This is a genomic window from Streptomyces colonosanans (genome assembly GCF_001866645.1).
Classification (GTDB): Bacteria; Actinomycetota; Actinomycetes; order Streptomycetales; family Streptomycetaceae; genus Streptomyces; species Streptomyces colonosanans.
In genome coordinates, this window is record NZ_MLYP01000036.1 from 1 (window position 1) to 24,109 (window position 24,109).

21 protein-coding genes and 3 pseudogenes are annotated in these 24,109 nt (G+C 70.6%); 8 read left to right on the plus strand and 16 right to left on the minus strand.

Going from position 1 to position 24,109, the window contains the following annotated elements; genetic code table 11:
• Positions 1–248 precede the first annotated feature (248 nt).
• From BIV24_RS12950 to BIV24_RS12980, 8 genes and pseudogenes are all read right to left on the minus strand, one after another.
• Positions 249–602: pseudogene (locus BIV24_RS12950) on the minus strand (3-oxoadipyl-CoA thiolase); the annotation flags it as partial.
• A 53-nt stretch (positions 603–655) separates the two neighbouring features.
• Positions 656–1,139: pseudogene (locus BIV24_RS12955) on the minus strand (N-acetyltransferase family protein).
• Positions 1,140–1,193: 54 nt separating this feature from the next.
• On the minus strand, positions 1,194–1,370 hold the full coding sequence (locus BIV24_RS34370) for a hypothetical protein (protein ID WP_177198705.1): 177 nt from the start codon (positions 1,368–1,370) through the stop codon (positions 1,194–1,196).
• Positions 1,371–1,960: 590 nt separating this feature from the next.
• Positions 1,961–2,650 (minus strand): nucleotidyltransferase domain-containing protein, encoded by a 690-nt coding sequence (locus BIV24_RS12960; RefSeq protein ID WP_071366418.1) that lies wholly within the window; start codon positions 2,648–2,650, stop codon positions 1,961–1,963.
• A gap of 322 nt (positions 2,651–2,972) precedes the next feature.
• The gene (locus BIV24_RS12965) at positions 2,973–3,206 is read right to left on the minus strand and encodes a hypothetical protein (RefSeq protein ID WP_071366419.1); all 234 of its coding nucleotides are present in this window, start codon (positions 3,204–3,206) and stop codon (positions 2,973–2,975) included.
• A 101-nt stretch (positions 3,207–3,307) separates the two neighbouring features.
• Entirely contained in the window at positions 3,308–4,798 is a 1,491-nt protein-coding gene (locus tag BIV24_RS12970; RefSeq protein WP_071366420.1) for an SDR family NAD(P)-dependent oxidoreductase, read from the minus strand.
• Between the two features lie 361 nt (positions 4,799–5,159).
• The gene (locus BIV24_RS12975; RefSeq protein ID WP_071366421.1) at positions 5,160–6,521 is read right to left on the minus strand and encodes a wax ester/triacylglycerol synthase family O-acyltransferase; all 1,362 of its coding nucleotides are present in this window, start codon (positions 6,519–6,521) and stop codon (positions 5,160–5,162) included.
• A 145-nt stretch (positions 6,522–6,666) separates the two neighbouring features.
• Positions 6,667–8,994 carry a GH92 family glycosyl hydrolase gene (locus BIV24_RS12980; RefSeq protein WP_071366422.1) on the minus strand — a complete coding sequence of 776 codons (2,328 nt, stop codon included), beginning with the start codon at positions 8,992–8,994 and terminating at the stop codon, positions 6,667–6,669.
• Positions 8,995–9,441: 447 nt separating this feature from the next.
• Here BIV24_RS12980 and BIV24_RS12985 point away from each other — a divergent pair, with 447 nt between their 5' ends.
• Complete coding sequence (locus BIV24_RS12985; protein WP_107459397.1) at positions 9,442–10,569, plus strand: DMT family transporter; 1,128 nt, start codon at positions 9,442–9,444, stop codon at positions 10,567–10,569.
• Between the two features lie 57 nt (positions 10,570–10,626).
• Here the strand turns inward: BIV24_RS12985 and BIV24_RS12990 are convergent, their stop codons facing one another.
• Entirely contained in the window at positions 10,627–11,790 is a 1,164-nt protein-coding gene (locus BIV24_RS12990) for a transglycosylase family protein (protein WP_071366423.1), read from the minus strand.
• A 312-nt stretch (positions 11,791–12,102) separates the two neighbouring features.
• On the opposite strand from BIV24_RS12990, the gene gndA reads away from it, so the two are divergent.
• The 4 genes from gndA to BIV24_RS13015 all read left to right on the plus strand — a co-directional run bounded on the left by gndA (position 12,103) and on the right by BIV24_RS13015 (position 17,020).
• A complete protein-coding gene (gene gndA, locus BIV24_RS12995; RefSeq protein WP_071366424.1) occupies positions 12,103–13,542 on the plus strand; it encodes an NADP-dependent phosphogluconate dehydrogenase in 1,440 nt (479 codons plus the stop codon).
• A 1,031-nt stretch (positions 13,543–14,573) separates the two neighbouring features.
• A complete protein-coding gene (locus BIV24_RS13000) occupies positions 14,574–15,803 on the plus strand; it encodes an NAD(P)/FAD-dependent oxidoreductase (RefSeq protein ID WP_071366425.1) in 1,230 nt (409 codons plus the stop codon).
• A 510-nt stretch (positions 15,804–16,313) separates the two neighbouring features.
• On the plus strand, positions 16,314–16,625 hold the full coding sequence (locus tag BIV24_RS13010; RefSeq protein WP_071366489.1) for a hypothetical protein: 312 nt from the start codon (positions 16,314–16,316) through the stop codon (positions 16,623–16,625).
• Positions 16,622–17,020, plus strand: coding sequence for a hypothetical protein (locus BIV24_RS13015; protein WP_071366427.1), 399 nt, complete (start codon positions 16,622–16,624; stop codon positions 17,018–17,020). The genes BIV24_RS13010 and BIV24_RS13015 overlap by 4 nt, the downstream gene beginning before the upstream one ends.
• Here BIV24_RS13015 and BIV24_RS35330 read toward each other — a convergent pair.
• The 3 genes and pseudogenes from BIV24_RS35330 to BIV24_RS13025 form a co-directional block, all read right to left on the minus strand.
• Positions 17,007–17,252 (minus strand): annotated as a pseudogene (locus BIV24_RS35330) (DNA/RNA helicase domain-containing protein); the annotation flags it as partial. The gene BIV24_RS13015 and the pseudogene BIV24_RS35330 overlap by 14 nt on opposite strands.
• Positions 17,253–17,434: 182 nt before the next feature.
• Positions 17,435–17,773: a hypothetical protein gene (locus BIV24_RS34375; protein ID WP_071366428.1), complete on the minus strand. Its 339-nt coding sequence runs from the start codon at positions 17,771–17,773 to the stop codon at positions 17,435–17,437.
• Between the two features lie 575 nt (positions 17,774–18,348).
• Complete coding sequence (locus BIV24_RS13025) at positions 18,349–18,615, minus strand: hypothetical protein (RefSeq protein WP_245766790.1); 267 nt, start codon at positions 18,613–18,615, stop codon at positions 18,349–18,351.
• A 344-nt stretch (positions 18,616–18,959) separates the two neighbouring features.
• Between BIV24_RS13025 and BIV24_RS13030 the strand changes: the two genes are divergently transcribed.
• Positions 18,960–20,039 (plus strand): hypothetical protein, encoded by a 1,080-nt coding sequence (locus BIV24_RS13030; RefSeq protein ID WP_071366429.1) that lies wholly within the window; start codon positions 18,960–18,962, stop codon positions 20,037–20,039.
• A 137-nt stretch (positions 20,040–20,176) separates the two neighbouring features.
• Positions 20,177–20,560 (plus strand): peptidase inhibitor family I36 protein, encoded by a 384-nt coding sequence (locus BIV24_RS13035; RefSeq protein WP_071366430.1) that lies wholly within the window; start codon positions 20,177–20,179, stop codon positions 20,558–20,560.
• A gap of 72 nt (positions 20,561–20,632) precedes the next feature.
• On the opposite strand, the gene BIV24_RS13040 is transcribed toward BIV24_RS13035, so the two are convergent.
• Complete coding sequence (locus tag BIV24_RS13040) at positions 20,633–21,091, minus strand: hypothetical protein (RefSeq protein WP_079168233.1); 459 nt, start codon at positions 21,089–21,091, stop codon at positions 20,633–20,635.
• A 1-nt stretch (position 21,092) separates the two neighbouring features.
• Positions 21,093–21,398: an AMP-binding enzyme gene (locus tag BIV24_RS36030; RefSeq protein ID WP_079168239.1), complete on the minus strand. Its 306-nt coding sequence runs from the start codon at positions 21,396–21,398 to the stop codon at positions 21,093–21,095.
• Here BIV24_RS36030 and BIV24_RS13050 point away from each other — a divergent pair.
• Positions 21,316–21,858, plus strand: coding sequence for a helix-turn-helix domain-containing protein (locus BIV24_RS13050; RefSeq protein WP_071366432.1), 543 nt, complete (start codon positions 21,316–21,318; stop codon positions 21,856–21,858). The genes BIV24_RS36030 and BIV24_RS13050 overlap by 83 nt on opposite strands.
• 28 nt (positions 21,859–21,886) lie before the next feature.
• Here the strand turns inward: BIV24_RS13050 and BIV24_RS13055 are convergent, their stop codons facing one another.
• Together BIV24_RS13055 and BIV24_RS13060 are read right to left on the minus strand one after the other, a co-directional pair.
• On the minus strand, positions 21,887–22,600 hold the full coding sequence (locus BIV24_RS13055; RefSeq protein WP_071366433.1) for a gamma-glutamyl-gamma-aminobutyrate hydrolase family protein: 714 nt from the start codon (positions 22,598–22,600) through the stop codon (positions 21,887–21,889).
• Entirely contained in the window at positions 22,597–24,087 is a 1,491-nt protein-coding gene (locus tag BIV24_RS13060) for an aldehyde dehydrogenase (protein ID WP_071366434.1), read from the minus strand. The genes BIV24_RS13055 and BIV24_RS13060 overlap by 4 nt, the downstream gene beginning before the upstream one ends.
• Positions 24,088–24,109 lie beyond the last annotated feature (22 nt).

A 24,109-nucleotide genomic window follows, 5' to 3' on the forward strand; every position in this document is an offset into this window, starting at 1 on the left:
CGGTGCGTGCTCTCGGCGTGCCGGACGGAAGCCCTCGTACTGGACGTACTTGGGCTTTCGTCTGGCGCGGCGAGAGTGCGTGCCGGGCGTCGCGACGGGGCGAACGTTGCCTGCCACGGCACTAGGCCACGCATCTGGTGAGGTCGGAGCCGTCTCGCCAGGTGGCACACTCCGTAGGCCTCCGACAGGCCCGTGGGTCGACCGAATGTACCGGAATTCCCTTGTGTCGTATGCGTATTGACCTGGCCTCAGTGCCGCTCGACGAGCGCCGCGCTGCCCTGCCCGACGCCCACGCACATCGTCGCGAGCCCGCGGGCCGCGCCGGTGCGGCGCATGCGATGGAGCAGGGTCGTCAGGATGCGCGCTCCCGAGCAGCCGAGCGGATGGCCGAGGGCGATGGCACCGCCGGTCGGGTTGACCAGCTCCGGGTCGATGCCGAGACGGTCGACGCAGGCGAGGGCCTGTGCGGCGAACGCCTCGTTGAACTCGGCCTCCTGGATGTCGCCGATGGTCCAGCCGGTACGCGCCAGAGCCTTCTGAGTGGCGGGGACGGGGCCGATGCCCATCACGTCCGGGTGAACCCCGGCCGAGGCGCCGGCGACCGTCAGCGGTGGCGTGGGGACTCCCCCCTCCCCCGGTTCACCAACGGCCCCCCTCAGAGCGACCGGTACGTGGCATGCAGCCCGACCCTCCCGAACCGGGGGTGCTCGGACGCGTCCGGAACCGTGCCCAGGATCGCGAACCCCAGGGATGTCCTCAGCTTCACCGCAGGGTCGGTCTCGACGACCGCGTTGAAGGCCATGCCTCGGTAGCCGAGGGCCTTTGCGGCGGCCAGGGCATGCTCGGCCAGGGCTCGGCAGGCGCCGCGGCCCGCGTGGTCCGGGTCGACCATGAATCCGGCGTCGGCGATGCCCGCGGCGGGGCCACCGTAGTGCGGGGCGACATAGGCCGAGCCGACGACCGCCCCGGTGTCGTCCTCGGCGACGTACACGCGTTTGGCCGGCGCCATCCACAGCGCGCAGGCCGCCCGCTCGGTGGTGTCCGGGTCCCAGGCGTAGGTTTCGCCGGCGGCCGACGATCCGGTGCCAGAAGGGCCAGATCCGCGGCCAGTCGTCGGCCACGGCTTCCCTGATCAGCATGGACGCGAGTCCGACACGCCCATGCCGTCAGCGATCACGTCGGATCCCGCCGGTTCAGTCGACACTCGGCAGGATGTGAGGCTCGGCGAGGTCGTCCTCATAGCCGGCCAGCCGGATGGGGGCCGACCTGGCCCACACGTCCAGGCTGCCGAGCTGCTTCTCCGTCCGGCGGCCCCCGCGCTCCGCACGTTCCTTGGGGCGCTGATCGCGATTCGTCTTCTCCGGTGTCACCGCGCACTCCTTATGTGTCAGGTAACCCTCGGGACGTACCAGCCCAGTCTGCCGCTGTGCCTCGACGTCCGCTCAGGTCTGAGTCGTCAACAGGTCGGACGCGGTGGCGCCGGCAACTCTTACGAGAACAAGCCGTGGTGACTGGCATGTCCCGGGACGGACCGTGGGTGCGGGTGGCACCCCGAAGGCTGTCCGCCACAAACCAGATTAACCAAATGAGCGGAGGTCCGCTCGATGGGGCTGAAACAACCAGGCTTCTGCCTCGCGTCGCCTACACCCATTCATCCGTATTCTTAACCACTTTGACGGCCATCGTCTCGTGCGAAGTCACCCATTCGGCCCAACTGTCGAACCGTTCTCCGGGCCAGCGCCACGGGTGTGCGGATCGGCGCGCGCGGTGCTCAGTTCACGTCCCGTTGCAAGCTCGTCATGGCCTGCTTCCTGCGCGTGGCAGTACGGGCGTGCGCGCCACCGACGCGGGGACGACTCCGCTGGGGAGAGGCGGGCGCGGCGACGGTCCGGCACGACCGTGCCTCCGTCGCCGCCCCGGGCAGGTCAGGGAACCCGCTGCGGGGCACGCAGGGGCAGGCTCATTCCGGCGCGTAGTAGTGGGCACGGACGCCTCGCAGCCACGCCTCCACGGCGGTCTCGTCGAGCTCGTCCGGCAGTACACCGCGTGTCTCGTCGAAGGCGTTCTCGAAGGACTGGAGCAGCGGCCTGGCAACCGTGACGTCCGCGGCCACGCGTTCACCGAAGTCGTGGTATTCCTCCGGGTTCTCGACGCGGATCGTCAGCTTCCCGGTGGCGTACAACTCCAGCCCCTGGTGGCACAGCCGCTTCAGGTGACGTGCATGTTTGGCGATGCGCTTGCGGGTGTCCGCGGAGAAAGGTCCGTCTCCCCGGGCTTCGAGGCGCCTGAACTGCTGGGTGGCGTAGCCGAGATAGGCGTCGCGGACGCGTTCGGCGCACAGGAAGGACGTACGGATGGCTATCAGCTCGTCGCCGAGCGGGGTCCGCACCTCGTACAACTCGGCCGGAAGCCATACGAGTTCCATGACGGTCGGGTTGCCGCCGAGGGCGAGCCTGCACCACTTCGCGGCCTCGTGCAGCGTGTGGTCGGGGGCCGTGCTGACGTGGGACTCCTTGGGCCGGCGCAGGCCGTGCAGCTCCTCGGTGGGCGCGGCGAACATGCCGAGCCGGTCCACGTCGGAGCCCTCGTGGGCGAGCCCGTACGCGGTCGAGCCGACGATGCCGGAGAGCAGGACGTTGGTGACGGTCACAGTGGGCCGCCTTCCTCGGGTGAAGCGATGGGGTGAAACAGGCGCCGTGGAGCCCCATTGTCGTGTCGGACGGGGACGCGGTCACCGGGTTTTCCCGGCGGCCCGTCATGATCCCGTAGGGCGAAGAAGGGGCGAGCCGGGAGGCCTGTTCGCCGTACGGGCCCGAGGACACGCGTCGGTACGGACGTGAGCGCGACCAGGTCACCGGCGTCGGCAGGACAAGGGCCGGGGACGGCGTACGTCCCGGAGAGCTCGCTCTCCGGGACGTATGCCGTCCCCGGCCGGCTGCGGTCACACGCGCCCTGTCACCCGTAGCGATCGCTCACGGGAACAGTGCGATCCCGGCCATGATCACCACGATGATGCAGGCAATCAGCGCAACAGTGCCCCAGGTCCCACGGTGTCTCAGCGGGACCGCGGGGCCGCCGCCGCGTGGTCGGTCCTCCGGCAGTACGTGACCGGGCGGACGGTCGGCCTGGTAGAACTGATCGTCGCTCGGATAGACGTTGCGGGGATCCTCGGCTGCGCGTGGATCGATGTCATGTGGAATGGCCATGGGAACTCCTCCCGCGGTAATCACCAGGGACCGAGTTCCCGGCCGACGCCGGGCGACACGTCAGGGGCGTCGCGTCGCCGCCCTCCGGACCACTTCCGGACTCACCACTTCCCGGGCGCGTAGTCCTTCAGGAAGACGCCGTACAGGTCCTCGCCCTGCTCGCCGCGCACAATGGGATCGTATACCCGGGCCGCGCCGTCGACGAGGTCGAGCGGGGCGTGGAAGCCCGCGTCAGCGAGGCGCACCTTGTCCGGGTGCGGACGCTCGTCGGTGATCCAGCCCGTGTCGACGGCCGTCATCAGGATGCGGTCCTTCTCGAACATCTCGTCCGCACTGGTGCGCGTGAGCATGTTCAGGGCGGCCTTCGCCATGTTGGTGTGCGGATGGCCGGCGCCCTTGTACCCGCGGTTGAAGACGCCCTCCATCGCGGAGACGTTCACGATGTACGTGCGCCGGGCCGAGGAGGCGGCCATGGCGGTGCGCAGGCGGCTGATCAGGATGAAGGGCGCCGTGGAGTTGCACAGTTGGACCTCCAGCAACTCGATGGGCGTGACCTCTTCCACCGCCTGGACCCAGCTGTTGCTGTCGTGGAGGTCGGGGACGAGGCCCCCCGCGTCGATCGCCGTGCCCGCCGCGATGCGTTCCAGCGATGCCGAGCCCGAGACCAGTGCCAGGTCGGTGACGTCCTGGGCGGTGAGCGCGCCGCCCCCGGCGACCGGGAGCGCGGCCACGGCCCCGGAGCCGAACGTGCCGATCACCTCGGCGGACGGCAGCTCACCCGCCGGCAGCGGGGCGGACTCGGCGGTCACCAGCTCGCTGTAGGCCTGCGGGGAGCGGCGTACGGTCTGCGCCGCGTTGTTGATCAGGATGTCCAGCGGGCCCTCGGCGGCCACCGAGTCGGCCAGCGCCACCACCTGGGCCGGGTCGCGCAGGTCGATGCCGACGATCTTCAGCCGGTGGATCCACTCGTCGCTGTCGGGCTGGGCCTTGAAGCGGCGGATCGCGTCGTTGGGGAAGCGTGTGGTGATCGTGGTGTGGGCGCCGTCACGCAGCAGGCGCAGCGCGATGTACATGCCGATCTTGGCGCGGCCGCCGGTGAGCAGCGCCCGCTTGCCGGTGAGGTCGGCCCGGGCGTCGCGGCGGGCACGGTTCTCGACGGCGCACTTCGGGCAGAGCTGGTGGTAGAAGTAGTCGACCTCGGCGTAGCGGGTCTTGCAGACGTAGCAGGCGCGCGGGCGCTGGAGTATCCCTGCGACCCGGCCGGCCTCGGTGGTCGACGACGGCAGAATGCCCTCGGTCTCGTCGTCGATGCGCTGCGCGGAGCCGGTCGCCGTGGCCTCGGTGACCACCTTGTCGTGGGCGGTCTTGGCGGCGCGGCGCTCCGAGCGGCGGCGCTGCTTGACCACGCGGTAGATGTGCGAGGTGGCCCGGCGCACCTTGATCGCGTCGGGGTGGTCGACCTCCAGCCGGTCGAGCTCCTCGAGCACGCCGAGGCAGACGGCCAGGCGCTCCGGGTCGATACCGGGGCCGTACGACACCCCGTCCATGGCCTCCGGGCCGCCGCCCGCCAGACCGTCCTCAGTCACCGTCATCGCGCTGCCGTTCCTCGCTCACTTGCGCAGCGCTCGGACCGCGCTCGCTTTCGAACAGGGAATTTTACGGAGCGCCGGGCCGGGTCACCAAACCCGAGATGATCAAGGAAGCGCGGCGCCGGGCGACAGGAGGGCGGATGGCGGCTCGACCCTGCGCCGCCGGGCCGTCATACCTGCCCCGCGGGGCGCCACGCAGCGGCCGAAGCCGCCGTGCGCGGGGGCCCACCCGGGACCGCACACGACGGCTGTGCCGCGCGACCGCCGGTGGCAGGGCGCCGAGGCTCCGTATCACGCCCCGCGCCCCGCCCGCGCGACCGCGCACCCACGCAGACGGGATGTGCCTCGATGCGGTGGCCTCCGTTCACGCGCGGCAGGCCGCCAGCAGCGTCTCCACCTCCTCCGGCACCGCGCGCGCCAGCCGGCCGAGGTCCGGCACCGCCCGGCCGTCCGCGACCAGCCCGTAGTGGACCCGGCCGCGGTACGTCGAGATCGCTACCGCCAGGGACTGGCCGCGGGCCAGCGGAGCGAGCGGATAGACCTCGGTGAGCGGATTGCCGCCGAGCCGCAGACCGAGACTGGGCAGCGGCACGCTGGTGACCAGGATGTCGAACCAGAGCCGGGCGGCCTGGCTGACCAGCGGTCCGCCGAGCCGGTGCCCCAGCGCGGGCACGTGGTCGGCCAGCAGCGCGACGGCGCCCGCACCCCGGTTGGGCCCGGCGTCCTTGTTGCGGTCCATGGCCGTGCGCACCGTGCGCAGCCGCGTCAGCGGGTCCGGGTCGTCGACCGGGAGCCGTATCAGATAGCCGGAGAGCCGGTTGCCCTGTGGGTGGGCGGTGCGTGACCGGCGCCTGGAGACGGGGATCAGGGCGCGGGGCGCGACCCCCTCGCTGCCGTCGCCGCGTTCGTCCAGCCAGCGGCGCAGGGCGCCGGCGACGACCGCGATGAGGACGTCGTTGACGGTGCCGCCCGCCGACTTGCGTACCCGGTGCACCTCGTCGAGGTCGATGACGACGCCGGCGGTGCAGCGGGTGCCGCTGGGCTCGGAGGTGAAGGCGGACGAGGAGCGCATACCGAGGGTGGACAGGGCGACGGAGGCGCCGATGTCCAGGGCCCGGCCCACGTCCGCCAGGGTGCCGCGGAGCAGTCCCGGGAGTTTGCGGACATCGGGAAGGAGGCCACGGGTGGGTTCAGGGGGGCGCGGACGGGGCTCCGGCATGTCCATCGGGTCCATGATCGCGGCAGCGAGCGTCAGGGCGCGCAGTCCGTCGGCGAGCGCGTGATGGAACTTGAAGAGGACGGCGAACGAGGTGCCGGACTCCCCCGGCAGGACGTGCGTCTCCCACGGCGGCCGGCCGCGCTCCAGCGGGCGTTCCAGCAGCCGGCCCGCGACGGCATGGAAGTCGGCGGTGGGGGCGTGCAGCCGTACGTGGTCGAGCGGGTCGAAGTCGGGAACGGGTTCCCGGGCCGCGCCGCCCAGGGCGAGCGGGAGCCGTACGTCGGCGAGGTCGCGCGGAAGGCGTACGTCCGGCAGCCAGACGTCGCGGATCCGCATACGCAGCCCCGGTACCGCGGCGGCCCGGACCGCCAGCAGATCGGCGGCGTGGGCGCCCGCGGTCGGCGAGTGGCAGGGGAACACGCCGAGGGCACCGAGGTGCATCGGATGCCGGGCGGACTCGATGTTCCAGAATGCAAGGTCGAGTGGTGCGAGCAGGTCAGAAGTCAATGGCTTGCCTCGCGTCGACGGGGTGGGAAGCAAGAAGTCAACCTCCGACAGGCGATTACGGTCAAGTACGATCAGGCTACGTACAGTTAACGACAGGTGAAGTCTCGCCTCTCCGCAAGAGGCGGGACTCGTGAGGCGTGCGAGGTCACTTCAGTACCGGTGGCGCGGCATCCGGCGCCGTGCCCCACCCGGACGGCCGCGCGCCGACCGTGAACTCCAGCACACCCAGACGGCGTAGCGCGTCGGTCGTGACGTACGTGCGTGCGAGGGCCGATCCCCCCAGGCGCGCCCTCTGGATGTACCGGTTGTCGTCGGACGTCCCCGGCGCCGTGATGGTCAGCAGGCCGCGCGGGTAGTAGGCGCGGTCCAGGACCAGGTCGACCCGGTCGAAGACCGGTGTGGTCAGCCCCCAGGTGGGATAGCCGGGCTGTACCGGGAAGATGCCGATGGACGACAGCACGTTCCAGGCGGACATCGTGCCGAGGTCGTCGTTGCCCGTCATACCGGTGGGCCCGTCCGTGAAGAGGGTCAGCGCCGCATGCACCACGTCGGTCGTCTGCCACGGCCGGCCGGTCCACAGGTACGCGTACGGCGCGATCAGGTCGGGTTCGTTCTGCGGGTTGTACTTGTCCGCGTTGTAGTAGGCGTACGCCCTGTTCACCCACACCTCGCGCGCGGTCCTCTCGGGCTCCTTGAGCAGTCGGTCGTAGGCGAAGAAGGCGTCGAGCCGGTCGTTGGCGGCCTTCTCGCCGCCGATCAGGCCGATCATGCCGCGCAGGTCCTGCGGCACCAGCCACTGGTACTGCCAGGCCGTGCCCTCGTGGAAGCCGACGCTTCTGGCCGGGTCGGCCGGTCCGGCGAAGGCGCCGGAGGTGTCCCGGGCGCGGACGAAGCCGGTCGAGGGGTCGAGGACGTTGCGATAGCTCCGCGACCGGGCGGCATAGCGCGCCGCGTCCGCGCCGTGCCCCAGGTCCCGCGCCATCTGCGCGAGCATCGCGTCGGACAGCGCGTACTCCAGCGTCACCGAACCGCCGTGGTGGTAGTCGGAGTCGCCGGGCTTGGCGTACGGGCGGCCCTTGACGTAGGGCGCGAAGCCGTTCGCGATGTACTCGCGGTTGGACTCCCGGCCGGTGTACATGGTGTCGGCGGGCGGCACGCCGTCGGCGTTCTTCTTGAGCGCACGGTAGGTCCGCTCCTCGTACCCCTTGAGCAGCCCCTGCTGGTAGGCGTTGGTGAGGAACGGGGTGACCGGGTCGCCGCTCATGATGTTCGTCTCGACCGGACCGTAGCCCCACTTGGGCAGCCAGCCGCCCTGCTCGTCGATCTTGAGCAGGGAGATCGCCATGTCGCGCGACTCGCGCGGTGCGAGAAGGGACAGGAGCTGACACTGGGTGCGGTAGGTGTCCCACAGCGACCAGTTCTGATAGTACGTGAACCCCTGGGCGCGGTGGATCTTCTGGTCCCAGCCCTTGTAACGGCCGTCGGCGTCGCCGGCGATGTTCGGTGCGAGGAAGGACCGGTACAGGGACGAGTAGAAGGTGGTGCGCAGGGTGTCACTGCCGCCTTGGACCTTGACGCCCTCCAGACGCCTCTCCCAGGCGCGGCGGGCTGCCTCCCGGACCTGCGAGAACGAACGTCCTTTCGTGGCACCGAGGTTGACGTCCGCGCCGTGCGCGTCGACGTAGGACAGCGCGGTGGTCGCCTCGACCGTTCGGTTCTTCGTGGTGTCGAACGTGACGTAGGCGCCGTTGCGCCCGGGGCCGGACGACTTTCGCGCTCCTCGGGTGACCGAGTCCTGGTACCACGTCCCGTGGGCGGTGAACGGCCGGTTGAAGCGGGTGACCGTGTAGACCGTGTAGGGCCGGGTGGAGCGGCAGAAGCCGCTGCCCGTGATCTCGGTGCGCACGGTGCGGTCGTCGAGGATCTCGACCTTGGAGGAGACGTTCTTGTGCAGTGACTGGCCCGCGTTCAGCAGCACGTTCGCCTTGCCGGTGGCCGGGAATGTGTAGCGCTGCACGCCGGCCCGCTCGGTCGCGGTCAGTTCGGCCTCGATGCCGGTGTCGAGCCCGACCTTGTAGGAGCCGGGGCTCGCTTGTTCGCGTGCGTGGCTGAACGTGGCCGCGTACTTGGCGTAGTCGGTCTCGGTGACGTCACCGGTGGTCGGCAGCACGGGCAGGTCCCCTCCGATGGCGCAGCCGGCGCCGGAGAGATGGACCAGGGAGAAACCGCGGATCTTGTGCCGGGTGTAGTCATAGCCGGTTTTGTGCCCGGTGTCCGGCGAGAACTGCACCATGCCGAAGGGCACGGCGGCGCCCGGAAAGGTGTTGCCTTCGTCCTGGGTGCCGATGAAGGGGTTGACCAGGTCGGTCAACCTGCCGTCGGACGGCTGGGCATGGGCGGCCGGCAGCGGGAAGAGCGCCGAGGCGGTCACCGCGCCCGCTGCGGCGAGGCGCAGGCACCGGGTCCATCTCATCTCGGAAGACCTCCGGAAGATCGACATCGTTGCCCTTATGGTGCTGGCGGAATGTCAGTTTTGGCGGCAACCGAAGGAGTTGCCCGGTTACGCGTCGCGGATCGGCGCTCGGTGCGCGGCTCCTGGGCGCGCCGCGTGCCACTCGAGAACACCGCGGTCGTAGGCGAGGAGCCCGATGGGGGCGGCCGGATCCGCCTTCAGGGGCCGGGCGAAGCCGAGTTGGCGGGTACGGCCGCCCTGGTGCCGCCGGGCACCATCAGAAAGAGAGACCCGTGGTCACCCGTCCCGGGGAGGACGGTCATACCGCGGTACTCCATCGGCAGTATGACCCAATGCGTGCTCAGGTACGACGACGGGAAGAACGGCGCACGGCATCGTATTACCCATGAAAGCCGACCGTCCGCCCTGCCGGGCCCGCCGCTCCGGCCCCACGCAGAGGAGCCGCTCATGAGCGCCCTCGCGTTGTCCGTGCTCCTGTCGCTCGTCTCCGCCGTCGCGTACGCGGGCGGGGCGATCATGCAGGAGCAGGTGGCCGTCGCCTCGCCGGGCCGGCGCTACGCGCCGCTGCACCGGCCGGGCTGGTGGGCCGCCGTCATGTTGAACGGTCTCGGCGCGCTGCTGCACGTGGTGGCGCTCGCCTACGGTCCTTTGAGCCTGGTCCAGCCGCTGGGCGCGCTCACCATCGTGTTCGCGCTGCCGATGGCGTCCCTGTTCGTGGGCCGCAGGGCCGGGGCGAACGCCTGGCGGGGTGCCGTCATGGCGACGGTGGGTCTGGCAGGCCTGCTCTCCCTGGTCATCGCCTCCGACGCCCGGTCACTGAGCAACGCCCAGCGCGTGATGGTGGCCCTGGTCACTGTCGGTGGCATCGTGGCGCTGATGATCGCGGCCCGCGCGGCGCACCGTCATCCGGCGGTGCGCAGTGTGCTGCTGGCGGTCGCGTCCGGTGTCGCGTTCGGTATGTCGTCGGTGTTCACGAAGACGGTCGCGGTGGACTGGACGAGCGGAGTCTCCCCCGACGACCTGCCGAGCCTGGCGGTGATAGGTGTCTTCGCGATGGCCGGCATGCTGCTGTCGCAGGCTTCCTACCGCGGCGCGGGCCTCGCGGCGCCGCTTGCCACACTGACGGTCGTGAACCCGGTGGTGGCGGCCGCGGTGGGCATCACGTCGTTCGGGGAGACCTTCCGCTACGGCACCACGGGCACCGCGCTCGCCCTGGGCTGCGGAGTCGTCGCCGGGGGCGGTCTGATCCTGCTGACCACGGAGCGGATGGGCCGCGAACCGCGTGCGGTGACGGCCGCCGGGGCCGTCACCGAGCCGGCCGGGGAGCCCATCACGGCAACCGTCATCGAGCCGGAGCCCGTCGGGGACGTCTTGGCCTCGGTACCCGTCCAGGCCAGTGCCCCGACCCAGGAGAACCTGCTCGTACCGGCGCCGTTCCAGGGGGGCGGGCACGAGGACGGGGACAGGGAGCCGGCCCGCCTCGGCGAGCCGATCTGCCTGTACGGCCCCTTCTGCGGTGGCCTGTTCGTGCCGACGCACCTGCTGGACCGGCATCAGGCTCACGCCAAGTCCTGACCGGGCCACGGCCGTAGCCCGTCCTCCTGGCGGCGGCCACCGCCCGCCCCGTGCGCGTCAGACGCCGACGCCGCGCGCCCGGAGATAGGCGATCGGATCGATGTCGCTGCCGAACCCGGGCCCCGTGCGCACTTCGAAGTGCAGGTGCGGGCCCGTGCTGTTGCCCGTGGAGCCGGAGCGGCCGATGCGCTGACCGGCCCCCACGCTCTGCCCGTCCTTCACGGAGATCGCCGACAGATGGGCGTACTGCGTGTAGTGACCGTCGGCGTGCCGGATGACCACCTGATAGCCGAAGGAGCCGCCCCAGCCGGCGCTGACGACGTGCCCAGCCGCCACCGTCTTCACGGAAGTGCCGGTGGGTACGGGGAAGTCGACACCGGTGTGGTAGCCCTTCGACCAGGAGGAACCCGCGGCGCGATAGGGCGTGCCCAGCGCGGCGTGCACCGGAGCGACCAGGGAGTGGGTGGTGGCCGGGCTCGAAGTTCTCTTCTGCGTGGACGACTTGCGGGGCGGCGTGGACGACTTCCGGGGCGGCGTCGACTTCGACGGCTCCTTGTGCCTCGTGGCCTTGGTATGCAGGTCCAGTCGCTGGCCCGGCAGGATCCTGTCCGGGTCGTCCCCGACCGTCTCGCGGTTGGCGGCGTACAGCCGTTTCCAACCGCCCCGGACATGGTGCGAGTCGGCGATGTCGGAGAGTGTGTCACCGCGCACGACCGTGTACATCTCGGTGGTGCCCGCCTGCGACTGCGGTGTGGTCTGCGGTTTCACATCGCGTACGGAGCGCTTGGCGTCCTGCGTGGACAGGCCCGGGTCGGCCGCGGTGGGGGTCCCCCCGCTCGAGTGAGGCAGGGTGAGGCCCGCGCGGACCGAACAGGAGGGCCAGGCACCGGGGCCCTGTCCCCTGAGGACCTTCTCGGCCACGGCGATCTGCTGGTCTCTGGTGGCCAGATCCGCGCGGTGGGCGTACGCCGTTCCGCCGTAGGCCTCCCAGGTGGACTGGGTGAACTGCAGTCCTCCGTAGTAGCCGTTGCCCGTGTTGATGCTCCAGTTGTGGCTCGACTCGCACGCGGCGACCTTGTTCCAGGTGTCCGCATCGGCCGCGTGCGCCACACCGGCGCCGATGAGCGGGATCGCCACACCGGCGCTGCCCGCCGTGACGGTGAGCGAGGCACGGTTGATCCTTGTCGGCTGATACCGGCGGTGCCGACCGCGTACGGCCATGGGGACCCCCTCGACATGTGTCAGGAGGGGCAAAAGTAAGCGCTGCAAACAGGCCATGACAAGACGGCAATCGGCCTCTCCATGGCCTCAACAAGACGTGGTTCCCGTCTTGTTGACGCCATCCGCGCGGCGGGGACGGACAAGGTCCATCCGTGTCGTCCTCACCGGGAGATCCGGACATGCGAGGGGCGTACCGGCACGTCAGGATGGTCACCGGTCCATACTGACCCGCACGACCGGAACCACTCATCGAGGACGTCTTCAGGACCGAACCGGCATCGCCGATTCCATGATCTCTAGGAGCCAACCGTTATGAGCACGTCAGCCCAGATCGGCGTCTCGGGACTCGCGGTCATGGGCCGCAACCTCGCGCGCAACTTCGCGCGCAACGGCTACACGGTCGCCCTGCACAACCGGACCGTGTACCGGACGCACGACCTCGTGAAGGAATTCGGACACGAGGGCGACTTCGTGCCGACCGAGACCGTCGAGGAGTTCGTGGCCGCGCTGGAGCGGCCCCGACGCCTGATGATCATGGTGAAGGCAGGCGCGCCGACCGATGCCGTGATCCAGGAGTTCGCCCCGCTCCTGGAGCCCGGCGACATGATCATCGACGGCGGCAACGCGCACTTCGCGGACACCCGCCGCCGGGAGAAGGAGCTGCGCGAGCGGGGCATCCACTTCGTGGGCACCGGCGTCTCCGGCGGCGAGGAGGGCGCGCTGCACGGGCCGAGCATCATGCCGGGCGGCTCGACGGAGTCGTACGCCTCCCTCGGTCCGATGCTGGAGAAGATCTCCGCGAAGGCGAAGGACGGCGCACCGTGCGTGACCCACGTCGGACCGGACGGTGCCGGCCACTTCGTGAAGATGGTCCACAACGGCATCGAGTACGCCGACATGCAACTGATCGGCGAGGCCTACCAGTTGCTGCGTGATGTCGCAGGCCGCTCCCCCGCGCAGATCGCGGAGATCTTCCGCGCCTGGAACACCGGTCGCCTGGACTCGTATCTGATCGAGATCACGGCGGAGGTGCTCTCCCACGTGGACGCGGCGACCGGCAAGCCGTTCGTGGACGTGGTCCTCGACCAGGCGGAGCAGAAGGGCACCGGCCGCTGGACCGTGCAGATCGCGCTCGCCCTGGGTGTGCCGGTGCCGGGCATCGCGGAGGCGGTGTTCGCCCGCTCGCTGTCCGGGCACACGGCGCTGCGCAAGGCCTCGCGCGGCCTCGCCGGGCCGAAGGCGGCACCGCTGGGCGAGGCGGAGGCGGCAGCGTTCGCGGACCGTGTGGAGCAGGCACTGTACGCCTCGAAGATCGTGTCCTACACCCAGGGCTTCCATGAGATCGCGGCGGGCAGCGAGGAGTACGACTGGAACATCGACCTCGGCAAGGTGGCCTCCATCTGGCGCGGCGGCTGCATCATCCGGGCGGCCTTCCTGGACCGTATCCGCGCCGCCTACGACGCCCGGGCGGACCTGCCGAGCCTGCTGTCGGACAAGACGTTCGCGCAGGAGATCGCGGACGCGCAGGACGACTGGCGCGAGGTCCTCGTCGCCGCGACCCGCCAGGGCGTCCCCACGCCGGGTTTCGCCGCGGCGCTCGCCTACTACGACGCCCTGCGCGCCGAGCGGCTGCCCGCCGCGCTCACCCAGGGGCAGCGGGACTTCTTCGGGGCGCACACGTATCGGCGGACCGACCGCGAGGGCTCGTTCCACACACTGTGGGGCGAGGACCGGTCGGAGGTCGAGGCCTAGCCAGGGCCTTTACGCACATTCCCGTCGTCGCCCGAAGGGCGGCCCCGCGGCGTCTGGTGCGCGCTCTGGGGCCCCCTGCTCGAAGCAGCTTGAGGGAATGCCGGGCGGAAGTCCTCGTACTGGACGTACTTGGGCTTTCGCCCGGTGCGGCGAGTGGGGCTCACCCCTGCTCGAAAAGTTTGGGGGAGCGTGCCAGGCGTCGCGGGGCAGACGGGAATGTGACGACAGGCCCTGGCCGCGGGCATGACGGTGGCCCGGCGCACCGGGCCACCTCCGTTGTTCACCAACCACCCTTACTTCAGCGGCGGCCCCGGTTCGGGCTCGGGAACGGGGTCCGGGCCCGGTGGCTGAGGGATCGGCGACGGGGACGGCTCGGGGGTGGGGCTCGGTTCCGGACCGGGTACGGGCTCCGGGACGGGCTGTGGACTGTCGGGACCGGGGCCGGGGAGGGGGCCGGGCCCCGGCGGCTCGGGGGGCATGGGCCCCGGTTCGGGTGGCACGGGTCCGGGTGCGGGGCCCGGTTCGGGGGTCGGCTCCGGTCCCGGGGTCGGTCCCGGCCCGGGGGGCGGTCCCGGCTGTGCGGGATCGGGGAACGGCTGCGTCATCGTGTCCTCCAGCCAGTCATTGCATCGGCCCTGGACTACGAGCATGGTATGCACGTCGACGGGCCGACTGGCGCCCGTTCAGGGATGGTCGCTCAGATGGGGCTGATGGCGAACATGGCGCAGGCCCGGGTGCGCAGCAGCGCCTGCCCCGCAGCCTGACCCGGACGGCTGAACCGATCCGGCCAAGTCGGATGTTTTACCCCGTAGGCAAATACCCCGCCAGGTGTTTGACCGCCTTCCGGGCACCTCCGTACACTCACCGGCAATAAACCCCCCGGGGTATTCAAGGAGGTGCCGAGTCGACTTGCGGAGCCGCCTCCAGGCGCGCGCCACGGCCTCGGTCGGCAGGCGGGGACGCGGCCCCCACGGCCTCGACGCCGACGATCCACCTCACGGACGCAGGGTCAGACGGAAAGGATCTCCATCATGGTCGCCAGCCCTTCACCCCACAACCAGGCGATCGCCGGCCGACACCGCGTCGCCGTGATCGGCGGCGGCAGCGCCGGCATCAGCGTCGCGGCCCGCCTGCGCCGTGCCGGCGTCACCGACATCACCCTCGTCGAACCGTCCGACACGCACTGGTACCAGCCCCTGTGGACCCTGGTCGGCGGCGGTCAGGCCTCCTTGCGCAGCACCCGCCGTTCCGAGGCGTCCGTCATCCCCGACGGAGTGCGCTGGATACGCCGGCACGCCCTCGCCGTCGACCCCGACGCCCGCACCGTCACACTGTCCGGCGGCGACGAACTCGCCTATGAGCACCTCGTGATGGCCCCCGGGCTGCAACTGGACTGGGATGCCGTGCCCGGGCTCGCCAAGGCGGTGGGACATGACCGGGTGAGCAGCAACTACGCACCGGAGTACGCCCCGCGCACCTGGGACCTGATCAAGCGGATGCGCTCCGGCACGGCCGTGTTCACGCACCCGGCCACGCCTCTCAAGTGCGGCGGCGCACCGCAGAAGATCGCGTACCTGGCCGCCGACTACTGGCGCAAGCAGAAGGTCCTCGACCGGATCCGCATCATTCTGGTCCTTCCCGACCCGACCCTGTTCAAGGTGCCCGAGTGGGCCCGCACCTTGGAGCAGGTGACCGCCCGGTACGGCATCGAGGTGCGGCTGCGGTCGGAGATGACCGCCGTGGACGGCGACCGCCGCGAGGTCGTTCTCACCGACCACGCGAACGGCACGGAGGAGACCGTTCACTACGACCTCCTGCACGCCGTCCCGCCGCAGAGCGCGCCCGACTGGGTCAAGGACAGCCCGCTCGCCGACCCGGCGAATCCCCTGGGGTTCGTCGCCGCGGACAAGCACACGCTGCAGCACCCGCAGTACCCGAACGTGTTCGCGCTCGGCGACGTGGCGAACCTGCCGACCTCCAAGACCGGTGCGGCCGTGCGCAAGCAGGCCCCGGTCGTAGCCGCCAACCTGCTGGACGCGATGAAGGGCAAGACCCCGACGCGCCGGTACGACGGCTACACCTCGTGCCCGCTGGTGACCGCGCGCGACCGGATGCTGCTCGCCGAGTTCGACTACGACCTGAAGCCCTCGCCCACCTTTCCGCTGATCAACACCTTCAAGGAGCGGCGCGACATGTGGGTGTTCAAGCGGTACGTACTGCCACCGGTGTACTGGCACGGCATGCTCACCGGCCGCCTGTGACCGACCGGCCCGGGTTTACCCTGCCCGGGCCTGTCCTCTCCACGCAAACACGTCAGCGTTCGTCGTCCTTCGGACGTCACTGACACACCGGTCTCTCACAGCCCGGGATCCGAGGCGACGCTGACTGTTCGGGGGGCACGGTTCCGGCCCGGGTTCGGAGACCAGCAGCGGATGGTCGGGGCCCGTGCCGGGGAGGGGGCGGGTCCTGGCGGCGAGGGCCCTGGTGCGGGCGGTGCGAATGGGGCTCCGGGCGCGGGGCCCGGTTAGTGTGTCAGCTCCGGTCCCGAGGTCGATCCCCGCCCTGCAAACCAGGGAAATCTGCGCATCGCAGCCCGCCCTTCCCTTGGAGCGCATATGCCTGCTCGGCGAGGCTATGCGCGACCTCCACACGGCTGTCAACCTCTGCGCGCGCAACCACACCCTCACCTGCGCCCTCGCTGCTCACTCGATGGCGTGAAGCCGTCCCCGCTTGAGGTCGCCCCCCTCCGGAACCTCGGTATGGTCGACGGTATGGCAACGAAGAAGTACACCGTGACGCTCCCCGAAGAGCTGGCTGAGGCCATCCGCGCCGAGGTGGGACCCGGCGGTTTCAGTCGCTATGTCACCCATGCCATAGAGCGCCAGCGGGAGCAGGACCGGCTCGGGGAAGCAATCGCATGGTGGGAGAAGGAGTATGGCGAGGTCACCGAGGCCGAGTTGGCCGAGGCGGAGGCCGAGCACCGGGAAATCGAGCGTAGGCATGCCGACCTGGCCCGCGCCCAGCGCGTAGCTGCCGGTGAGCCGGTTGAGTCGGCGCCCGAGCAGCGGGGAGCAGCAGCGTGACGGCGGACGCCGCCTACCTTCTGGACTGCGAGGGCCTGTCGCGCTGGGTGCGCGGCGAGCGGCGCATGGGCGTCCGGATCAAGGAGGCCCATCGACTCGGCATCCGCGTCATGACCACGTCCATGACACTGATCGAGGCATACGACATGCGCACGTACATCCCTGCCTGGCACTGGGCACTGTGCCGTGTCCGCGTCGAGCCGGTGACCGAGGAGATCGCCAAGGAGGCCATCGGCCTCCTCATGGAGGCCGGCCTCCATGGTCACAAGTACGCCATCGACGCGGCTCTTGCCGCCGTCGCCCTGCGGCAGCCGGGGCCGGTCACCGTCTTCACCTCCGACGAGGACGACCTGCGCAAGCTCTGCGGAGACCGCGTGGTGGTCATGAACCTGTGAGAGCTCGCGCACACATCCGACGCCGGTGATCTTGGAAAGAGCTTCCTTGCCTGGCCATCCGCCCCGCCGTCAGACCTCGGCGGGCTCCCGCTTCACGGCCCCCCACCAATTCGCGGAGCTTCTCACGCGTCTCCGCATCCGTCGAGTGCACGATCGTGCCGACCATGCCCCGGGTCAGCAGGACCTTGTAGGTGTTGCGGATCAGGCGGTCCACGTCGACGTCCGGGGTGCTCGCGGTACTCGGCGCGCTGCTGCGTCTCGCGGGCGTACTGGGGGGCAAGGCTGGGAGTACAGGCGCCGGGCCTCGCGGTCGTCCGGCGTCCAGGAGGTGGGGCAGCGGCCAGGGGTGTTCGCGGCGCCGGGGTGCTGGGCTGCCAGTTCGCTGATCAGGGCTGTCGTCGGATTGCCGCCCTCCTATCGTGAAGGTGGCAGGGGTGGCCATGATTCGGGCGGCAGCGGTGGCGGGGGCGAAGGGGGCGGGGGCGGCGGCGGCTCGCACGCCGGCAGCACCGGGCCGCCCGCGCGCAGGCGTGCGATGGTCAGCTCGGCCCGGCGGCGTGCGAGCGGCGCGTCGTCGCGTTCGAAGCAATAACGGATGCGGGTACGGCCGATGACCTCAGTGGACAGCAGCCGGTAGCCGAGCGCGTGGGCGATCCCCTCGACGTTGCGCGTAAAGAGGTTCTCCAAGGTGCCGAGCAGCAGCTCGATCCGGCCCCGGCCGTCGAAGAGGGCTACGATCTCCTCACTCTTCACTTGCCCCACACTCCCCGGAAAGACCGTCAGCCCCGCAGAGAGTACAGGCGGTGCCGGCGGTACACGAGCGAGGATGGAAGGGAGGAGCCGAGCGATGGCACGGATGCTCGTCAAGGGTGACGACGTGGTCGTGCGCCTGTCGTGGTGGGAGAAGGCGGTCGCGCGCCGCGGCAGCGTGCGTCTGCCGTCGGCGGCGGTGTGCCGGGTGACCGTGGAACCCGACTGGTGGCGTGCGCTGCGTGGAGTCCGCCTGCGGGGCGTGTGGATTCCCGGCGCCCTCTGCGTCGGCACGCGTGTCCATCAAGGCGGGAAGGACTTCGTGGCCGTGCGGCCCGGCGGACCCGTGGTGTGCGTCGAACTCCGGCCTCCCGCGCCGTTCCGCCTTCTCGCCGTCTCCGTCCGATCCGGACCACAGGCCGAGGCCACGGCAGAGGGTCTCCGCCGAACCGCACCGAAGATCGACACCTCCACGCCGTGGCGGCAGCCGCTTCCCGTACCCGGGGAGGAGGGGGAGGAGCCGGGGCGTGGGGGGAGGCCGGCCAGGTGGCGCGTGACCCTGGGTTCTGGCCCACGCATCACCGTGCGCAGCCGACGTCCAGTACTTCGATCACGTCCCCGTGAATGATGTACACGAGCCAGCACCACTCACCGAACGCCGCAGCCAGATCCGGGACCTGCGCCTCCGGATCGCTGGCCACAGCGTCGATGAGCTTGATGATCTCCTCGTGCACCTCGTCCGGGACGTCGAACAGCACGTCGGCAGCGCGTTGGATCAGTTCGACTTTCACTTCGCCCCCCGGTGACGGAAGGAGCAGCGACGGCGGGGCGGAGCTGCTGTGCACTGCATACTCCGCGCAAGCTATGGATGACTAGGACCAGAATCCCCCCGAACGCGATGAATCCACCACTCGATCAGCACCACTCGGCACTGGTCGATCTCGCGGGAGCACTATCGGGGCGCCTCACCCGGACGGCCCCTTCGAGTGAGTGCGCCTCGCAGGAAGGCGCGCCCGCTGGTCGGGGCGGCCAACGGGTCGTGGGGGCTCAGGGGCAACCGGCTCGCCGGGCGATCTTGGGCAACCTTCCGCAGGATGGGTTCCGGCTGCCCTGCCACGGCGATGGACGGCGGGCAGCCCTTCTTCGTGCGCGGCTGCTAGGCCGCACCCGCTACCACCAGGAGCAGCTCATGGCAGCGATGACGGATGTGCTGATACCGGCACTGGAGGACGCCCGCGAGGCCCACGCCGCGGTCGTCGACCGGTTCCGGGCGGATGCGACCATCACACCGCCCGGCATCCAGAGGCAAAGACTGGAACGCCAGGTCGCCGAGGCTCAGAACCACCTCGAGCGCATCGAGGACCGCGTGCGCGAGATACGTCCGGCCCGCGGGCTGCTCTCTACCGCGGCGCGATGGACGCGACTCGTGACCCGCGGCGCCGTGCGGACGGCCGTACTGCCCCTGCAGGTGGGAGTACGGGTCGTGACGGAGACGGCCCGCGGTCGGCAGCCGGCCGATGAGCGCCGTCTGCTGAAGAACACCGAAGACGCCTACGCCGCCGCGGCCCGCGCCCTGGCCACCTGCCAGGCGGGGAAGAACATCGCCGAACAGTTCCACGACCAGGAGACCGCGGACCTGCTGGTCGTGCTGCGTCGCCAGGACGAGCAGATTCTGGAGACCCTCGAGGAGAATCTCGCCCAACGGGCCAGGGCCGTGGCGGCAGCCTCCGACGGCCGCCGCCCCTCACCGCGCGCAGCCGCCGACGTGCGCAGACTGCTGAACGCGGTCATACGCAGGATGCGCGCTGCGGGCCTCCGGCTGCGGATCGCCTTCCGCAGAAGCACCAGGCGGGCGAGACACAAGGCCGGCAGCACCCTGCGAGAGGTACCCGCCGTCACCCACTTGGCAGAGAAGGTCCACGGCGCGGTCGCCCGCGACAACGACCTGCCCATCCCCGGCTTCAGCCAGCTCGGCATCACGGAGATCCAGCAGCGCCTGCGCGGCGTGTCTCAGACGGAACTGACGGTGATCGAGGGCTACGAACGCGCACACGCGGGCAGGCCCGGGGTGCTGCAGGCCATTGAGCACCTCCGCGAAGCCGAGCCCTGGGCCGGTTACGACACGATGGGTCCGGAGCGGGTCAAGACACACCTGCGCAACGTCTCCGACCGCGTGGTCCGGCAAGTACTGGAGTACGAGCGCCACCACCGTCAACGCGACACGGTGATCAACGCGGCAGAGAGTGCGCTGCGCCCCGTTTCCCCTTAAAGGGCGGTTTACCGGCATTGTCCTTGATTCCGGTGGTGCTGCTGTGGCCTCCTCGTGAGCAGTTGACCCCGCTGACCCTCCCCGCCCCGGGCGGCGCGACCGCCCTGGACCACCGGGGAGGAGAAGGAGCCCATGGAATGCGTCGTATCCGCTCGTTCGCCCTTGCCTCTGTCGCACTGGTCGCTGCCCTCGGGGCCGTACCCGCTGCGGCCGCGACCCCCACGACCACGGCCCACCGGACCGATTTCGACAACTGTGCCCCGGGACACTTCTGCATCTACAGCGCCTACAAGGGCAAGGGGACCCGCTGCCAGTGGCAGCAACCCAGCAAGGCGAACACCGCCGACGACTGCTCCTTCATCCGAAGGGGGCAGAAGGTCCTCTCCGTGTGGAACGGAACGGGGCACCGGGTGCAGTACTACACCCAGACCAACTACCACAACCGCGTCGGCTCCACCCGGGCCGGCGCGGGAGGCAACCTGATGGGCAGCTACCAGATCCGCTCCTTCAAGCCTCAGTAACACCTGCCGCGCCAGTCTGTGCCGCAGGCAGAGGCACACCCGCGGCACGGACTGGCCGACGCAGGGCATCGCTCAGCTCCCCGGCACGTGATCCAGGTCCATGTCGGTGGCGGTGACCCACTCCGGCTCGGCCACCAGCAGGCTGAGCTGCTGTCGGCCGAGGTCCACGTCGACGGCATGACGAAAGCCGGCGGCGGCCACCGCGGCGCGGGTTTCCCGGTCGTCCTCCGCGACGGCGTAGACGATCCTCCGGCAGTGCGGATCCGCCGTCCTGACCGCGTCCACGAGGGTCCCGAGCAGCTCCGCCAGGGTGTCCTGCGGGCATCCGCCGTCGATCCGCACCTCCAGGTCATGGGCACCGGCCGGATACGCGTCCCGGAGCCGCCCGGCCGCGCAGCGCTCCACGCGGACACCGACGTCGATGTCCTGCGCGTACAGGCGCAGGCGGCCCGTGAAGCGCGTCCACGACTCCACCGTGATCTTCCGTGCGCCCGGGATGTCGAGTACGGGCAGGGAGGGCACCGCGATCACCTCAGTCCTCCCCGTCCGCCAGGCTTCGGATGGAGACCTTGTCCAGCTTCCCGGAGGTGTTCCTCGGGACAGCGGGGACGAGCTTGAGGCGTCGCGGCAGCTTGTACCGGGCCAGTTGCCCGGCCGCGTAGGCACGGACGCCCTCCAGGGTGATGGCCGCGGGATCCTCCACGGTCAGCACCGCGGCCACGGTCTCGCCCCACTGCTCGTCGGGAACGGGGGCGATGTCCCTGGGCGAACTCGCCCGCCGGTCCGGTCTGTCGAAGCAGACGCTGTCCAAGATCGAGCAGGGCTTGGGCAACCCCACCGTGGAAACCCTGGCGCTGCTCGGGGCCGCACTGGACGTACCCACCCGCCGCCTGCTGACCGAGTGGGGCACCCCGGTCTACGTCCAACGGCACGACGAGGGCGAATGGTCCGACCGGGGGCACTGGACCGAGCGTCCGCTGGACGAGACCTACGGCTCCGGCTACGTCCGGACCCTGGTGCTCCGCCTGGAGCGCGGCACCGGGACCCCCGAAACGATCGCTCCGCACGCCCCGGGCACCCTGCACCACCTCTACCTGATCACCGGGAAGCTGCGCACCGGCCCGGTCAACGAACCGGTGGACCTGTCGGCCGGTGACTTCGTGCGCTTCCCGGGCGATGTCCCCCACCGCCATGTCTGCCTCAGCGACCGGGTCGTGGCCCACATGGTCACCACCCTTCCGCAGCTGCGCCGCTTCGGGCCCACGATCACCAAGGAGATCGCCACACCGTCGAGTTGAGGCGGTCACGGGGAAGGGGACGGCCGGGTCAGCTTCGGATTCTGTCGCGAGCGGCCCGTACGAGCGCGTCGAACAGACCCTGCTGAGCGGGGTCTTCGTGGGCGGTGTCCTCAGGGTGCCACTGGACGGCGGTGAACCACCCGGCCGCGCCGGGGAGTTCGAGCCCTTCCACGGTGTCGTCCGCGGCGTGCGCGGTGACCGCGAGCCCGCCCCCGGTTCGGTCGACGCGCTGGTGGTGGAAGCAGGACGCCTCCGCCTTCCCGGTGCCGGTGGCCTGTTCGAGCAGGGTCCCGCGCCGGATCGCGACCGGGTGCACGATGTGGCGGTGCGCGCGCTCCGGGCCGCCCATGTCCTGCTCCAGGCTGCCGCCGAGGGCGACGTTGACGATCTGCAGACCACGGCAGATGGCGAGCAGGGGCAGGCCCGAGGCGATCGCCGTGCGGGCGACTTCGAGGTCGAAGGCGTCCTGGAGGTCGTCGACGTCGTAGACGCTGTCGTGGGTGTCGGTGACGCCGTAGCGGCGCGGGGCGATGTCCCCGCCTCCGGGGAGCAGGACGCCGTCGAAACGGGCGAGCCGGGCGGCGACGTCCTCGGCGGCCGGGTCGGCCGGATGAATGGTGGCAGGTTCGCCGCCGGCCCGCCACACCGCCTCGATGAGCGCGCGGGCGTTCACCTCGGCGGCGTACCGCAGGGCGGAGGTGGTGGCGGAGAAACGGGCGGGGACGGCGATGAGCGGTCTCACAGCTGGATCCAGGTGGTCTTGAGCTCGGTGTACTTCTCGATGGCGTGGGCGGACTTGTCACGGCCGTTGCCGGACTGCTTCATGCCCCCGAAGGGAACGGTCAGATCGCCCTCCTCGTAGCAGTTCACCCAGACCGTGCCGGCCTTCAGGGCACGCGAGACCTGGTGGGCGGTGGTCAGGTCGGAGGTCCACACCGCGGCGGCGAGCCCGTACTCGGTGGCGTTGGCGAGTGCGACGGCCTCGTCCACGTCGTCGAAGGTGAGCACGGACAGGACGGGCCCGAAGATCTCCTCCCGGGCCAGCCGCATGCCCGGGTCCACCCGGTCGAAGACGGTGGGTTGCAGAAAGCTGCCACCGGACTCGGTGCGGGTGCGCCCGCCTCCGACACGCAGCCGGGCGCCCTCGTCCAGGCCCCCCGTGATGTGCTCCAGGACCCGGCCGAGGTGGCTCTCGCCGACCAGGGCACCCATCTCGGTGGCCGGGTCGAGCGGGTCACCGACGCGCAGCTCGCGCGCCCTCGCCACGACAGCCTCGGTGACCTGTTCGGCGATCGACGTGTGCACCAACAGTCGGGAGGGGGCGGTGCACATCTCGCCCTGGTTGAAGAAGATGCCCCAGGCGGCCGTGGCCGCGGCCCGCTCCAGATCGGGGGCGTCCGGAAGGATGATGTTCGGCGACTTGCCACCCAGCTCCAGCCAGACGCGCTTGAGGTTGGAGTCGGCGGCGTACCGCAGGAAATGGCGGCCGACGGCCGTGGAGCCCGTGAAAGCCAGCACGTCGACGTCCGGATGGAGGCCGATGGCGCGGCCGGCCACCGGTCCGTCACCGCACACGACGTTGAGCGCGCCCGGCGGCAGTCCGGCCTCGGTGGCGATCCGGGCCAGCAGCAGCGCGGACAGCGGGGAGTTCTCGGAGGGCTTGAGCACCACCGTACAGCCGGCCGCCAGCGCCGGGGCCACCTTCCAGCTCGCCAGCGTCAGCGGGAAGTTCCAGGGAACGACCGCGCCGACGACCCCTGCGGGCTCCCGGGTGATCAACGCCAGCGCGTCCGGTGCGGTGTGCGGGGACTCGTCGGTGAGTTTGTCGGCCAGCTGCCCGTACCAGCGGAAGGTGGTGATGGCGGCGCGCAGTTCGATCCCGTACGCGTCACTGATGGGCTTGCCCATCTCCAGGCTGACGGTCAACGCCAGCTCCTCGCGCCGTTCTTCGAGCAGGTCGGCGATCCGCAGCAGAACCCGGCCGCGCTCGGCGGGCGAAAGGCGCGGCCACGGTCCAAAGTCGAAGGCCCGCCGAGCGGCGGCGACGGCCGTGTCCACCTCGGCGGGGCCCGCGTCGGCGACCTGTGCCAGCACCTGGCCGTCGCGGGGCGAGACGACCGGGAAGCCCGCTCCCCCTCCGGGGTGGTCGGCGCCGTCGATGTGATGGGCGCCGGGCAGGTCAAGGGACTTGGCGCGGCGCAGCCACTCCTCATGGGATACGTCCAGCATGCGAGGCCTCCAGCGGAAACAT